The 13,909-nt window shown below is 73.7% G+C and carries 11 protein-coding genes; 8 read left to right on the forward strand and 3 right to left on the reverse strand.

All coding sequences use genetic code 11. The features are described from left to right. Positions 1-4: 4 nt before the first annotated feature. Entirely contained in the window at positions 5-889 is an 885-nt protein-coding gene (gene sucD, locus ACIP67_RS14020) for a succinate--CoA ligase subunit alpha (RefSeq protein WP_401691552.1), read from the forward strand. Between the two features lie 108 nt (positions 890-997). On the opposite strand, the gene ACIP67_RS14025 is transcribed toward sucD, so the two are convergent. Then, positions 998-2,344 carry a helix-turn-helix domain-containing protein gene (locus ACIP67_RS14025; RefSeq protein WP_401691554.1) on the reverse strand — a complete coding sequence of 449 codons (1,347 nt, stop codon included), beginning with the start codon at positions 2,342-2,344 and terminating at the stop codon, positions 998-1,000. Positions 2,345-2,448: 104 nt separating this feature from the next. Between ACIP67_RS14025 and ACIP67_RS14030 the strand changes: the two genes are divergently transcribed. After that, a complete protein-coding gene (locus tag ACIP67_RS14030; protein ID WP_401691556.1) occupies positions 2,449-4,335 on the forward strand; it encodes a DUF6350 family protein in 1,887 nt (628 codons plus the stop codon). 315 nt (positions 4,336-4,650) lie between these two features. Here the strand turns inward: ACIP67_RS14030 and ACIP67_RS14035 are convergent, their stop codons facing one another. Continuing rightward, complete coding sequence (locus ACIP67_RS14035; RefSeq protein WP_401691558.1) at positions 4,651-5,541, reverse strand: hypothetical protein; 891 nt, start codon at positions 5,539-5,541, stop codon at positions 4,651-4,653. Between the two features lie 267 nt (positions 5,542-5,808). Between ACIP67_RS14035 and purN the strand changes: the two genes are divergently transcribed. Further along, the gene (gene purN, locus ACIP67_RS14040) at positions 5,809-6,447 is read left to right on the forward strand and encodes a phosphoribosylglycinamide formyltransferase (protein ID WP_401691560.1); all 639 of its coding nucleotides are present in this window, start codon (positions 5,809-5,811) and stop codon (positions 6,445-6,447) included. Then, positions 6,444-8,027 (forward strand): bifunctional phosphoribosylaminoimidazolecarboxamide formyltransferase/IMP cyclohydrolase, encoded by a 1,584-nt coding sequence (gene purH / locus ACIP67_RS14045; RefSeq protein ID WP_401691562.1) that lies wholly within the window; start codon positions 6,444-6,446, stop codon positions 8,025-8,027. Before purN ends, purH begins: the two co-directional genes overlap by 4 nt. 203 nt (positions 8,028-8,230) lie before the next feature. Here purH and ACIP67_RS14050 read toward each other — a convergent pair whose 3' ends face one another. After that, positions 8,231-8,866: an RDD family protein gene (locus ACIP67_RS14050; RefSeq protein ID WP_401691564.1), complete on the reverse strand. Its 636-nt coding sequence runs from the start codon at positions 8,864-8,866 to the stop codon at positions 8,231-8,233. A 331-nt stretch (positions 8,867-9,197) separates the two neighbouring features. On the opposite strand from ACIP67_RS14050, the gene ACIP67_RS14055 reads away from it, so the two are divergent. The 4 genes from ACIP67_RS14055 (at position 9,198) to ACIP67_RS14070 (ending at position 13,663) form a co-directional block, all read left to right on the forward strand. Further along, complete coding sequence (locus tag ACIP67_RS14055; RefSeq protein ID WP_401691566.1) at positions 9,198-10,052, forward strand: bifunctional methylenetetrahydrofolate dehydrogenase/methenyltetrahydrofolate cyclohydrolase; 855 nt, start codon at positions 9,198-9,200, stop codon at positions 10,050-10,052. 160 nt (positions 10,053-10,212) lie between these two features. Further along, complete coding sequence (locus ACIP67_RS14060; RefSeq protein ID WP_401691599.1) at positions 10,213-10,698, forward strand: DUF3017 domain-containing protein; 486 nt, start codon at positions 10,213-10,215, stop codon at positions 10,696-10,698. 429 nt (positions 10,699-11,127) lie between these two features. Beyond that, positions 11,128-12,081, forward strand: coding sequence for a DUF2690 domain-containing protein (locus ACIP67_RS14065; RefSeq protein ID WP_401691568.1), 954 nt, complete (start codon positions 11,128-11,130; stop codon positions 12,079-12,081). A 592-nt stretch (positions 12,082-12,673) separates the two neighbouring features. Beyond that, positions 12,674-13,663: a malate dehydrogenase gene (locus ACIP67_RS14070; RefSeq protein WP_401691570.1), complete on the forward strand. Its 990-nt coding sequence runs from the start codon at positions 12,674-12,676 to the stop codon at positions 13,661-13,663. Positions 13,664-13,909 lie beyond the last annotated feature (246 nt).

Below are 13,909 nucleotides of genomic sequence, written 5' to 3' on the forward strand. Positions count from 1 at the left end.
CACCATGGCTATCTGGCTCAACAAGGACAGCAAGGTCATCGTCCAGGGCATGACCGGCGCCACCGGGCAGAAGCACACCAAGCTCATGCTCGGCGACGGCACCAACGTCGTGGGCGGCGTGAACCCGCGCAAGGCGGGTCAGTCCGTGGACTTCGACGGCACCGAGGTACCCGTCTTCGGCACCGTCAAGGAAGCCATCGAGAAGACCGGCGCCAACGTCTCCGTCATCTTCGTGCCGGAGAAGTTCACCAAGGACGCGGTCGTCGAGGCCATCGACGCCGAGATCCCGCTGGCCGTCGTGATCACCGAGGGCATCGCCGTGCACGACACGGCCGCCTTCTGGGCGTACGCCGGCAAGAAGGGCAACAAGACCCGGATCATCGGCCCGAACTGCCCCGGCATCATCACCCCGGGCGGCTCGAACGTCGGCATCATCCCCGGCGACATCACCAAGCCGGGCCGTATCGGCCTGGTGTCGAAGTCCGGCACGCTGACGTACCAGATGATGTACGAGCTCCGTGACATCGGCTTCTCGACGGCCGTCGGCATCGGTGGCGACCCGATCATCGGCACCACGCACATCGACGCGCTCGCCGCGTTCGAGGCCGACCCCGACACCGACCTGATCGTCATGATCGGCGAGATCGGTGGCGACGCCGAGGAGCGGGCCGCGGACTTCATCGCGAAGAACGTGACCAAGCCGGTCGTCGGCTACGTCGCGGGCTTCACCGCCCCCGAGGGCAAGACGATGGGCCACGCCGGTGCCATCGTGTCCGGTTCGTCCGGCACCGCCCAGGCGAAGAAGGAGGCCCTCGAGGCCGCGGGCGTCAAGGTCGGCAAGACGCCCACCGAGACGGCGAAGCTGGCCCGCGAGATCCTGGCCGGCTGAGTTTCCTGGCCGACTGTTTCCTGGCCGGCTGAGTTTCCTGGCTGACGCCGGTGGGCCCGTCCCTGTACTGGGGACGGGCCCACCGGCGTTCCTCCGCCCGCGGGGCGCTCACCTGGTCTCGGGGACGAGCCGTTCCGGGCCGTGGGCCGGCTCCGAACGCAGCTTCGCCCGCAGGGAGAGCCGCGCGTGCGACAGGGGGCCTGGAGCCGCCTTCGGCGGGACGCCCTGGACCGTTTCGCCCGGGGGGACCGGCGGCTCGTATCGGGTGGGAGCCGTGTAGAGGGTCAGGCAGGTCGCGCCGATGAGGGCGACCGTGAAGGCGATGGCCGCGCGGGTCCACTGGCGGGCGCGGTGCTCGCTGCTCCTGCGTACGGCGGTCGGCTTGGCCGCGCGGAGGCGCTCCGCGGCGGCCGTCTCCGCCAGGCGCCGGTGCAGTGCGGCGGGGTCCGCCAGGGAGGGGAGGCGGGAGGAGATCACCGCGCGGGCGTGCAGCAGGCGGTTGGCCGCCGCGGGCGTGCTCGCCTCCGTCTCGGCGGCCGTCTCCGGCAGGTCCAGGCCGACGCCGTCGTACAGCAGCAGGGTGCGGCGGTGGGGTGGCGGGAGGGTCAGGAGCACGTCCATCAGCGCGCGGTCGGAAGCGGCGGCCGGCGGGGGCTCGGGGTGGCGGAACCTGGGGCGGAACTGGTGCCAGGGGGAGAGCGCGTACTCGTACGCCGCCGCCCGCACCCAGCTCGCCGGGTCGGGGTCGACGGCCACCTCGGGCCAGCGCTGCCAGGCGAGCTGGAAGGCCCGCTCGACCGACTCGCGCGCGAGTTCGCGGCGGCCGGTGAGGAGGTAGGTCTGGCGCACCAGGGCCGGGGCGCAGAAGGCGTAGAGGGCGTCGAACGCCTGAGCGGGCGTCAGGGATGTGGAGCGGTGACGGCTCGGCGGTGAGCCCCGCCCGGCCGCCGCGCCGCCCTTCGGGACCACGAGCTCCGCATGCCCCGCCGTGACAGGCTCCGTACCTCCTGCCGCAGCGGGCTCCGTACCTGCCGCCACGACAGGCTCCGTACCTCCCGCCGCGACAGGCTCCCCGTCTCTCACGGCGGCGGGCCCCGCGCCCTCCGCCGTTGCGGGCCGCGTTCCTGCCGCCGTCGCGGGCTCCGCGCGGTTCTCCGTGTCGGCGTCGGGCGGCGGTGCGGAAGCCGTGGCGGCGGTCGTGTCCGCCGGCGTCGGCTCCTCCGGACGGGCCGTCATGTCCGCGTCGTGCGACGGGTGCAGCGGCTCGGACAGCAACTGCGCGTACGCTTCCCGCGCCCGCCCCAGCGGAGTCGAGCGGCCGGTCTCCCACCTGCGCACCAGATCACGGCTGACGCCCAGCCGTGCAGCGACCTGAGCCTGTGTCAGCGCGCGCTCCTCGCGCAGGCGTCGGCGTCCCTCGGGCGGGGGGAGCGGGGTGTCGGAGTCGGGTGTCACCGGTCGCCCCTTCGTACGAAAAAGTACATAAACGTATATTGAGCGACACAGCGGAAGTTTGCCTGTTGCGACGGAAAGGCGCGTGTCGTTGGCAGCATGACGACGTGATCCAGATGACCGCTCGCCGCTCGTCGTCGCCGCCGTCGCGCACCCGGGTGCGCGACCGCTCGCCCGGACTGGGCGCCAGCCTCCTGGGCGGGGTGCTGGCGGCCGGGCTGGGGCTCGGTTCGTTCGCCGTCCTCGTCATGGTGCTGTGGATCAGTTCGCCCTATCCCGACAGCGGTCCGGGCGGCGCGCTGCATGTCGCCGCCGCGCTCTGGCTGCTGGCCCACGGGGCGGAACTGGTGCGCGCCGACTCGCTGTCCGGGGGGCCGGCGCCCGTCGGTGTCACGCCGTTGCTGCTGCTCGCCCTGCCGGTGTGGCTGGTGCACCGGGCCGCGCGGGACACGGTGTACGGGGGTGAGGGGGAGGACGCACCGCTGGTGGGCGTGCGGACCGCATGGCTCGGGGTCGTGGTCGGGTACCTCGCGGTGGGGGCGGGCGCGGCGGTGTACGCGGCCGGGGGTGTGCTGCGGCCGGCGTGGGGATGGACGGCGGTGTGTCTGCCGGTCGTCGTGGTGGGGGCGGCCGGGGTGGGGGTGTGGACGGCGTACGGGCGTCCGCGGGGGCCGGCCGGCGGTGCGCTGCTGGTGATGCCGCGGTGGGTGGGGCGTCTGGTGCTCGCGGCCCAGGGGCGGGAGTGGGCGGGGGTGGCGCTGCGGGCGGCCGGGGCGGGGGTGGCGGTGCTCGGGGGCGGCGGTGCCTTCCTGGTGGCGGTCTCCTCGGTGTGGCACCTCGGGGCGGCGCGCGGGGCGTTCTTGCAGCTGACGGAGGGGTGGTCGGGGCGGTTCGCGGTGCTGTTGCTGTGTCTGGTGCTGGTGCCCAACGCGGCGATGTGGGGGGCGGCGTACGCGGTGGGACCCGGATTCGTTCTCGGCACCGGGCATGTGGTGGGGCCGCTCATGTCGGATCCGGCGCCCCTGCTGCCGCCGTTCCCGCTGCTCGCGGCGGTGCCGGAGGCGGGCGCCGGGGGGCCGTGGAACTGGGCGGCCGGGGTGGTGCCGGTCCTGGCCGGCGGCACGGTGGGCGTCTTCGTGGGGCGGGCGGCCGCCGAACGGTCATGGCGGTGGGCCGTACGGGTGGTCCTGGTGGCGGGGCTGGCGGGCGGGACGATGTCAGGGGTGCTCGGAGGGATGGCGGGCGGACCGCTGGGGGCGGCGGGGCTGGCCCGGTTCGGGCCGGTGGGGTGGCAGGTGGGGGCGGCGGTGGTCGTGTGGATCGTGGCGGTCGGGATGCCGGTGGTGCTGGTGACTCGGGCCTGGCTGCGCCGGAGCCCCGGCGCGGATCAGGGGGGCGGGACGGTGCCGGTGCCGGTGCCCGTGACGGTTCCGGCGCCCGCGCGGGGGCCCGTGCCGGCGGGGGCCGTTCCCGTCCCCGGGGAGTGGGACGTGGCGTACGACACCGGGCGGGAGGAGGACGACTGTGGATACGAGCCGTACGACGCGGAGAGCGCCGGGGCGGGCTGGTACGGCGACGAGGCGAGGGGGCTGCGCTGGGCGGCCTTGCGGGAGGCGGGAACAGGGGAGGCGCCCCAGGTCCCGGCCTCGGCCCCGATCGCCCGGAACCCGGCGTCGGCCCCGAAACCGACCCCGAAGCCGCACGGGGAGGACAACCCCCAGGACCGGACCGCCCCGACACCCGAGCCCCGATCGGAGTCGGAGTCGGAGCCGGAGTCGGAGCTGGAGCCGAAGTCACAACCGCAACCGCAACCGCAACCGCAACCGCAACCGCAACCGAAGGGCGCCCCGCTTCCGGAGAGCCGGCCGGAGCCGGCGGGCAAACCGGCGGACAGGACGCCGGACAAGGCGCCGCGGCACCCGACGCCGGCCTCGACGGCGACGAAGTCACCGCACAAGACACCGGACGAAGCACCGCACAGGACGACGGACTGAAAGGCGCCCCTGCCGAACCTTCCCCGCCCGACCGGCCGCCGCCAGCCCAACCGCCTGAAACTGCCTGGCCACCCGACCGCCCGAAGCCGCCCGCCCGGCCAACCACCCGCCCGAAGCCGCCCGCCCGGCCAACCACCCGCCCGAAGCCGCCCGCCCGGCCGACCAGCCACCCGAAGCCGCCCGCCCGGCCGACCAGCCACCCGAAGCCGCCCGCCCGGCCGACCAGCCACCCGAAGCCGCCCACCCGCCAGCCCAACTGCCTGGCCGACCGCCCCGCTGAAGCCGCCCCGCCGAAGTCGCCCCGCCCCCGTCGTTCTACTCGCCCACCCCCAGAACCCCCCGCAGCTCCCGCGGCAGCAGGTCACTGCACGACTGCTTCGCCTCGTTCGTCAGCGCGTCCTTCGTGCACGTGTAGTAGTCCCGGTACACGAGCTGGGTCGTGAACACCGCCGCTACCAGGGCCAGGGCCAGCGAGGCCGTGACCAGGCCGGTGACCGCGGCGGTGGTCTGGGGGCGGCCGGTGGGCGCGGGGGTGCGCGGGGCGGCCGGGTCGGTCGGGTCGGGGGTACGGGGCTTGGTGCGGAGGGCGCCGATGCCCCAGTACAGGGCCAGGCCGCCGAGCAGCAGGGCCACATAGGGCCAGCCGAAGAGGGCGAAGAAGAAGCCCCACATCCCGGACAGCAGCGCGTACCGCGCGCGGCGCTGGGCGGGGTCGGTCGGGTCCCACCGCGGGGTCGGGTTCGGGCCACCGGGATCACCCTCGGGGCCGCCGGGGCGCTGGCCGAAGCCGTCGGGGGAGCGGCCGGGCTGGCGGTCGCTCCACTGGCTGCCCCAGTGGCCGCCACCCCCGCCGCCGTTGTTCTGGCTGCCGCCGGCGCCGGGCGGGGGTCCCGGAGCGGGGTGGCGGGGCTGCCACGGCCGGTCCGGCGTGCCCTCCGGCGGCGGGGCGAAGGGGTTGTCGTCCTGGGGCTGGGACGGGGGCTGGGACTGAGACGGGGGCTGAGACGGGGGCTGAGACTGGGACGGGGACTGGGGCGGGGACTGGGGCGGGGACTGGGAGGTGCCGCCCTGCTCGTCGCCGTTCTCGCGGCCCGAGGACGCGTCGGGCGGGGACGCTGGGCGCTCCCGCAGCAGCACGGCGCCGCGCTCCCCTCCCTGCGGCGACTGCGGGGGGAGCGTGAGGAGTCGCAGACTGCGGTCCGGCATCAAGTGAGCGTCTTCCCCTAGGTGATCACATCGGTGATTACGGCTGTCTGGTGCTGGCGGTCACTCCGGGAACGCTCCGCGCAACGACCGCGTTCCCGAGTCCGCTCGTCTCAGACGCTACCTTCCGGCCACGCCCCCGTCCCGTGGGGGCCGTCCGGTGTGCCGGTATCGTTGCTGACGGTCGGCCGCTTCGTAGACTTCCCCGTATCCCGGGGCGCGAAGCACTTGTACGACCGCACAAACGCACCCCCGAGAAAGGGCCCCGCCGTGGCCGCCAAGCCCGTGGCCGAGCCGGCCAAGCGCCTTGTCGTGCTCGTCTCCGGATCCGGTACGAACCTCCAGGCGCTGCTCGACGAGATCGCCGCCACCGGTGTCGAGGCGTACGGCGCCGAGATCGTCGCCGTGGGCGCCGACCGCGAGGGCATCGAGGGGCTCGCGCGGGCCGAGCGGGCCGGGATCCCGACCTTCGTGCGGAAGGTCAAGGACTACGGCACCCGCGCGGAGTGGGACGCGGCGCTCGCCGAGGCGGTCGCCGCCCACGAGCCCGACCTGGTGGTGTCCGCCGGGTTCATGAAGATCGTGGGCAAGGAGTTCCTGGCGCGGTTCGGCGGGCGGTTCGTCAACACCCACCCCGCTCTCCTCCCCAGTTTTCCCGGTGCCCACGGCGTCCGTGACGCCCTCGCGTACGGCGCCCGGGTCACCGGCTGCACCGTCCACTTCGTCGACGACGGCGTCGACACCGGCCCGATCATCGCCCAGGGCGTGGTCGAGATCCGGGACGAGGACGACGAGAGCGCGCTGCACGAGCGCATCAAGGAAGTCGAGCGAAGGCTGCTCGTCGAGGTCGTGGGGCGGCTCGCCCGCAACGGCTATCGCATTGAGGGACGAAAGGTAGTTATCCAGTGACCGCCGACAGCACTGTCACGGCCCAGAACACCCAGCGGGCCATCCGTCGCGCGCTCGTCAGCGTCTACGACAAGACCGGGCTGGAGGAGCTCGCGCGCGGGCTGCACGAGGCCGGCGTCGAGCTCGTCTCCACCGGCTCCACCGCCGCCCGGATCGCCGCGGCCGGCGTCCCCGTCACCAAGGTCGAGGAGCTCACCGGCTTCCCCGAGTGCCTGGACGGCCGCGTCAAGACCCTGCACCCCAAGGTCCACGCCGGCATCCTCGCCGACCTGCGGCTCGAGGACCACCGGCGACAGCTCGCCGAGCTGGGCGTGGAGCCGTTCGACCTCGTCGTCGTCAACCTCTACCCCTTCCGCGAGACCGTCGCCTCCGGGGCCTCGCCCGACGAGTGCGTCGAGCAGATCGACATCGGCGGGCCGTCCATGGTGCGCGCCGCCGCCAAGAATCATCCCTCCGTCGCCGTCGTGACCAGCCCCGAGCGCTACGACGACGTCCTCGCCGCGGTGAAGGCCGGCGGCTTCGACCTCACCACCCGCAAGCGGCTCGCCGCCGAGGCCTTCCAGCACACGGCCGCCTACGACGTGGCGGTCGCCTCCTGGTTCGCCTCCTCCTACGCGCCCGTCGACGAGTCGCGGTTCCCCGACTTCCTCGGCGCCACCTGGGAGCGCAAGAACACCCTCCGCTACGGCGAGAACCCGCACCAGCCCGCCGCCCTCTACGTCGACGGCACGGGCGGCGGCCTCGCCGAGGCCGAGCAGCTGCACGGCAAGGAGATGTCGTACAACAACTACACGGACACGGACGCCGCGCGCCGTGCCGCGTACGACCACGACGAGCCGGCCGTCGCGATCATCAAGCACGCCAACCCCTGCGGCATCGCGATCGGCGCGGACGTCGCCGAGGCGCACCGCAAGGCGCACGCCTGCGACCCGCTGTCCGCGTTCGGCGGCGTGATCGCCGTGAACCGGCCGGTCAGCAAGGCCATGGCCGAGCAGGTCGCGGAGATCTTCACCGAGGTCATCGTGGCGCCCGACTACGAGGACGGCGCGCTGGAGGCCCTCGCCAAGAAGAAGAACATCCGGGTGCTGAAGGCTCCGGGCGCTCCCGCGAACCCCGTCGAGGTCAAGGCCGTCGACGGCGGTGCGCTGCTCCAGGTGACGGACCGGCTCCAGGCCGACGGCGACGACCCGGCGAACTGGACCCTGGCCACCGGCGAGGCGCTCTCCGCCGACGAGCTGCGGGAGCTGGCCTTCGCCTGGAAGGCCTGCCGGGCCGTGAAGTCCAACGCGATCCTGCTCGCCAAGGACGGCGCCTCGGTCGGCGTCGGCATGGGGCAGGTCAACCGGGTCGACTCCGCGAAGCTGGCCGTCGAGCGGGCCGGTGCCGAGCGCGCGCAGGGCTCGTACGCCGCCTCGGACGCGTTCTTCCCCTTCCCGGACGGGCTGGAGATCCTCACCGAGGCCGGCGTCAAGGCCGTGGTCCAGCCGGGCGGTTCGGTCCGTGACGAGCTGGTCGTCGAGGCCGCGCGGAAGGCGGGCGTCACGATGTACTTCACCGGGACGCGGCACTTCTTCCACTGAGCCGCGGTGAACGGAACCGCGTGAACGGAACCGTGGTGAACCGAACCGCGGTGAAGTGAACCGTGGTGAAGTGAACCGCGGTGGCGTGAACCGCAGTGACGTGAACCGCGGTGACGTGAACGGGCAACGGCCCGCCGGTCGATGACCGGCGGGCCGTTCGCGCTGTCAGCCGAAGGATTCAGCCGTCGTCCGTCGCGTACCGCTCAGTGGGAGCGGATCACGATCGAGCTGCACACCTTGTCGGCGAACGTCTGCCTCTTGGCGTCCCACGCCGGCCACAGCCAGCCCAGGTAGCAGGGCAGGCTGTCCAGGAAGTGGGCCAGCCGGCGGACGAACGCCATGCCGACGCCGAGCGGCTGTCCGTCGATCTCCCGCACCAGACGGATGCCCAGCGCCTTCTTGCCGACCGTCTGACCGGTGCGGCCCTCCTGGATCAGCTGCCAGATGGCGACGGCGATGAAGACGAGGGCGCCTATCACCGCGAGCGCCGGGGTGTCCCGGCCGAAGATGATGAGGGCGTAGGGGACCGCGAAGATCAGCGCGTCGACCAGGGTGCCCAGGAAGCGCTGGCCCCAGTTCGCGTACGGCGGCTGCACGCCGTAGCCGGCCTGCTGCGGGTAGCCGTGGTCCTGCTGGGGGTAGCCGGGCTGCTGCGGGTATCCCGGCTGCTGGGGATAGCCGGGCTGCTGCTGGGGGTAGCCGGGCTGGGGCTGGCCGTAACCCTGCTGGGGGACGCCCTGCGGCGCCTGCTGCCCGTAGCCGGGCTGGCCGTAGCCGGGCTGCCCCTGCTGGGGGTTCTGCGGCTGACCGTAGGGGTCGCTGGGCGGGCCGAAGCTCATGACGGTTTTCCTCCGTTGCACGACTGGGGGACGAGGCGGGGCGCGCGGAGGAACATCGATGAACGAGCGGTACGCCCCCCAACACTGACCGCATACTGCGGGACTCATCGTTCTAAGAGAGACGAGTTCCTGTCCAGTCGTATTGTCCAGGCTTTGTGCAAGTGCAACCTGGCGGCTCCCCACCGGAACGATCATCGGTCCGGGCGCGGGGCGGCCCCCTCCGGGTCCCGTCGGCCATTCTCCGGCCATCCGCCGGGCATCCTTCGGGCACCCTTCGGGCCGGGGTGCCCCGGATTGGAACCGGGGGGCCGTCATCCGGGAGGATGGGGTCATGACCGCCCAGATTCTCGATGGCAAGGCCACCGCAGCCGAGATCAAGTCGGATCTGACCGCCCGCGTGGCGGCGCTGAGGGAGAAGGGCGTGACGCCCGGCCTCGGCACGATCCTCGTCGGGGACGACCCCGGCAGCCAGAAGTACGTCGCCGGCAAGCATCGCGACTGCGCCCAGGTGGGCATCGCCTCCATCCAGCGCGAACTGCCCGCCACGGCCACGCAGGAGGAGATCGAGGCGGTCGTACGGGAACTCAACGAGGACCCCGCCTGCACCGGTTACATCGTCCAGCTGCCGTTGCCGAAGGGCATCGACGAGAACCGCGTGCTGGAGCTGATGGACCCGGCCAAGGACGCCGACGGCCTCCACCCGACGAACCTCGGCCGGCTCGTGCTCAACGAGCCCGCGCCGCTGCCCTGCACGCCCAACGGCGTGCTGACGCTGCTGCGCCGCCACGGCGTCGAGATCAAGGGTGCCGAGGTCGTCGTCGTCGGCCGGGGGGTGACCATCGGGCGTTCGATGCCGCTGCTGCTGACCCGGCGCAGCGAGAACGCCACGGTGACCCAGTGCCACACCGGCACCCGCGACCTCCCCGCCCACCTGAAGCGCGCCGACATCGTCATCGCCGCCGCCGGTTCGGCCCACCTGGTCCGGGCCGAGGACATCAAGCCGGGCGCGGCCGTCCTCGACGTCGGCGTCTCCCGCAACGCCGAGGGCAAGATCGTGGGCGACGTCCACCCGGGCGTCCGCGAGGTCGCCGGCTGGATTTCTCCGAACCCGGGCGGCGTCGGCCCGATGACCCGCGCGCAACTGCTCGTCAACGTGGTCGAGGCGGCGGAGCGCAGTGTCGGCTGAGCCCCGGGACATCTCCGGCGCACCCGAGGACGCCCAGAACACCGGGAACGCCACAGCCACCACCACCGACGGCGTCGACGACGCCAAGCCCGTCGAGGAGACGCAGCGCCTCGACGCCGGGGACACCGAGAACACCGGGGACATCGAGAACACCGGGGACATCGAGAACACCGGGGACACCGGGGACACCGAGAACACCGGGGACATCGAGGTCCGCGACCCCGTCAGCGCGCCTGATGTCGACGGTGTGCCGCGCCGTGCCACGCGCCGCTTCCCGCTGTTCACCCGGGACACCGCGCGCCCCGAGGGCGGCGGCCGGGCCGCGCCGGGCGACGCCCCTGCGCCCGCCCGGCAGTGGCCGATACTCACCGTCCTGGGCATGGTCGCGCTCGGCCTGCTGCTGACCGCGCTCGACCTGTTCCGGATCGGCACGATCCTGATCGGCGTCGCCCTGCTCGCCGGTGCGGCGCTGCGCTGGCTGCTGCCCGGCGTCGGCATGCTCGCCGTCCGCTCCCGGTTCACCGACATAGCGACCTACGGCGTGCTGGGCGCGGCGATCGTCCTGCTGGCGATGATGGCCCAGCCGAACCCGTGGTTGCAGATCCCGTTCCTCAAGGACACCCTGCACTTCACGGTCGACAGCTGACCGCACGCCGGTACGGCGGCCCGTCCCCTCCCCCGAGTCAGGACGGGCCGCCGACGCGTTCCACGCTCCCGTACCGCCCACGCCCGTTCAACGGCCGGCGGCCCGCTGTGGCACAGCGGTGACCGTTCCGCCACCGTGTCCGCGCCCCGCCACAGTTCCGGCCGCCCCGGGAACCGGCCACCCGCCCGACGTCGTCGTCCCTCGACGTCGTCCGTCGCGTCCGGGCACGGGGAGGGTCCGGGCACGAGGAGGGCTCGGGCACGGGGAGGGTCTGGGCACGAGGAGGGCTCGGGCACGGGGAGGGTCCGGGCACGCGGAAGGCTCGGGCACGCGGAAGGCTCGGGCAGCCGGAGTGTTCGGGGCGGCCGGGGCGTCCGGCCGGGCGCTAACGTGACCGGACAGGGGACACGGCGCAGGAAGGGGGGATCGATGCCTCGCTGGAAGGACCTGCCCGACGCACTCGACCCGCAGGTCAGGGAGTTCGTCGGGCACCTGCGGCAGATCGTGGACCGGGACGGCCTGACCCTCGGCCGGCTCGCCGAGCGCACGCACTACGGCAGGGACTCCTGGGAGCGGTACCTCAGCGGCCGGCTGCTCGCCCCCAAGGGCGCGGTCGTCGCCCTCGCCGAGATCACCGGCACCGACCCCGCCCCGCTGGTCACCTTGTGGGAACTGGCCGAACGCGCCTGGAGCCGCGCGGAACTCCGCCAGGACCTGGGGGCGCAGGCCGTACGCCTCTCCCGTGCCCGGACGGTGACGGTGACGGCGCCGGTGCCCGGGGCCGCCGGGCCGGCGGGGGCGTCGCGGACACCGCCGCCGGTGCCGGAACGCGGAGACGGCGCTTCCGCGGAGGACGCGGGTCCGCCGCCCGGCCGTCACGCGCGGCGGCCGGCGCTGTTCCTCGCCGGTGTCGCCGGGGTGGTGATCGTCGTGGTGGGCGCCTTCTTCCTCACCGACGGGGGCAGTCCCCGCGAGGAGCGGACCGCCGCCGGGCCGCCCGCCCCGTCCGCCCCGTCCGCGTCCCCCAGCCCCTCCCTGCCGCCCGGCGTCCTGTGCGGCGGCGCCGGCTGCGCCGGAAAGGACGCGGAGCTGATGGGGTGCAGCGGCGCCCTGGCGACCACGGCGACGAGCGTGACCGTCGGCACGACCCTCGTCGAGGTGCGCTACAGCCGGACGTGCGGGTCCGCCTGGGGACGGATCACCCGGGCCGGGCTCGGGGACCAGGTGACGGTGACGGTGACGGCCGGGTCGGTCCGGCAGGCCGGCGACATCACCACCACCGGCGACACCATCGCGTACACGCCGATGGTGGCGGTGCGGGAGCCGGGACAGGCACGGGTCTGCGCGGTGCTGGCGTCGGGGCTGGAGGGGTGCACGCCGTAGCCGGGGGCGGGCGGGTGTCCGGTGGACTCCCGGCCGGGGGCGCCGGGTGACCGCGTCGCCCGACGGGGACGCCGGGAGACCGTCGCCCGACGGGACGCCGGGAGACCGTCGCCCGACGGGACGCCGGGAGACCGTCGCCGGACCGGTGACCGTCGCCGGACCGGTCGTTGGGCCGATCGGGTGGGAAGGTGTCGGCGGGCGAGAAAACCGGCGCTCGGAGGATTACCGGCGCCCGCCTCGGGCACGCGGAACGTACCCCCACGGGAGTCCGGCACATCCGGCACCCCCACCCGGCGGTCGCCCGTCCTCCTCTCCCGGACCGGCGGCCGCCGTTCCACGCCCCCCGCACCCGCGCCCCGCTCCGTCCCCTCCGTCCCCTCCGTTCCGTGCCGTCGGCAGGCCGCGCGCGGCGTCCGGGCCGGTGGCGGGGGGTGTGCGGGAGCGGTTGTGGGACGGACCACACTCCACCCCGGACGTCCGGAATCCCGGATGCGCGATAGCCTGACCGCTGGATGGATCTCTTGACGCCAAGAGATCGATCAAACGTCCGGGGCAGGGACGCCCCACCGCCAGCTGTCATACGGAGAACGCCATGACCCGCACTCCCGTGAACGTCACCGTCACCGGCGCGGCCGGCCAGATCGGTTACGCCCTGCTCTTCCGCATCGCCTCCGGCCAGCTGCTCGGCGCGGACGTGCCGGTCAAGCTGCGCCTGCTGGAGATCACCCCGGCGCTGAAGGCCGCCGAGGGCACGGCCATGGAGCTGGACGACTGCGCGTTCCCGCTGCTCCAGGGCATCGACATCAGCGACGACCCGAACGTCGCCTTCGACGGCGCCAACGTCGCCCTCCTCGTGGGCGCCCGCCCCCGCACCAAGGGCATGGAGCGCGGTGACCTCCTGGAGGCCAACGGCGGCATCTTCAAGCCGCAGGGCAAGGCCATCAACGACCACGCCGCGGACGACATCAAGGTCCTCGTCGTCGGCAACCCGGCCAACACCAACGCCCTCATCGCCCAGGCCGCCGCGCCGGACGTACCGGCCGAGCGCTTCACCGCGATGACCCGCCTCGACCACAACCGCGCGCTGACCCAGCTCGCGAAGAAGACGGGCTCGACGGTCGCCGACATCAAGCGCCTGACCATCTGGGGCAACCACTCCGCCACCCAGTACCCCGACATCTTCCACGCCACCGTCGCCGGCAAGAACGCCGCCGAGGTCGTCAACGACGAGAAGTGGCTGGCCGAGGACTTCATCCCGACCGTCGCCAAGCGCGGTGCCGCGATCATCGAGGCCCGTGGCGCGTCCTCCGCCGCCTCCGCCGCCAACGCCGCCATCGACCACGTGCACACCTGGGTCAACGGCACCGCCGAGGGCGACTGGACCTCCATGGGCATCCCGTCCGACGGCTCCTACGGCGTCCCGGAGGGCCTGATCTCCTCCTTCCCGGTCACCACCAAGAACGGCACGTACGAGATCGTCCAGGGCCTGGACGTCAACGAGTTCTCCCGCGCCCGGATCGACGCCTCCGTGCAGGAGCTGGCGGAGGAGCGCGAGGCAGTCCGCGCGCTCGGCCTCATCTGATCCGCCCGCGCGAACCGGACAGCTCGCGCGCACCGAACCGACCTGGTCCCCGGCCGGCATCGAGCCGCCCGGGGACCGGTGCGTCCGGTCCCTGTGCTCGGGGCCCCGACGGCGCCCCCGCCCGGCCCTCGTGCTCGGGGCTTCGACGGTGCCCCGCCCGGCCCTCGTGCTCGGGGCTTCGACGGTGCCCCGCCCGGCCCTCGTGCTCGGGGCTTCGACGGTGCCCCGCCCGGCCCTCGTGCTCGG

It is taken from the genome of Streptomyces sp. NPDC088812 (genome assembly GCF_044750285.1).
Taxonomy (GTDB): domain Bacteria; phylum Actinomycetota; class Actinomycetes; order Streptomycetales; family Streptomycetaceae; genus Streptomyces.

Excerpts from the sequence above, each read along its gene's own strand:
- sucD (WP_401691552.1), top strand. The coding sequence starts at position 5 with ATGGCTATCTGGCTCAACAAGGACAGCAAGGTCATCGTCCAGGGCATG.
- ACIP67_RS14035 (WP_401691558.1), bottom strand. The coding sequence starts at position 5,541 with ATGCCGGACCGCAGTCTGCGACTCCTCACGCTCCCCCCGCAGTCGCCG.
- ACIP67_RS14050 (WP_401691564.1), bottom strand. The coding sequence starts at position 8,866 with ATGAGCTTCGGCCCGCCCAGCGACCCCTACGGTCAGCCGCAGAACCCC.
- ACIP67_RS14055 (WP_401691566.1), top strand. The coding sequence starts at position 9,198 with ATGACCGCCCAGATTCTCGATGGCAAGGCCACCGCAGCCGAGATCAAG.
- ACIP67_RS14065 (WP_401691568.1), top strand. The coding sequence starts at position 11,128 with ATGCCTCGCTGGAAGGACCTGCCCGACGCACTCGACCCGCAGGTCAGG.
- ACIP67_RS14070 (WP_401691570.1), top strand. The coding sequence starts at position 12,674 with ATGACCCGCACTCCCGTGAACGTCACCGTCACCGGCGCGGCCGGCCAG.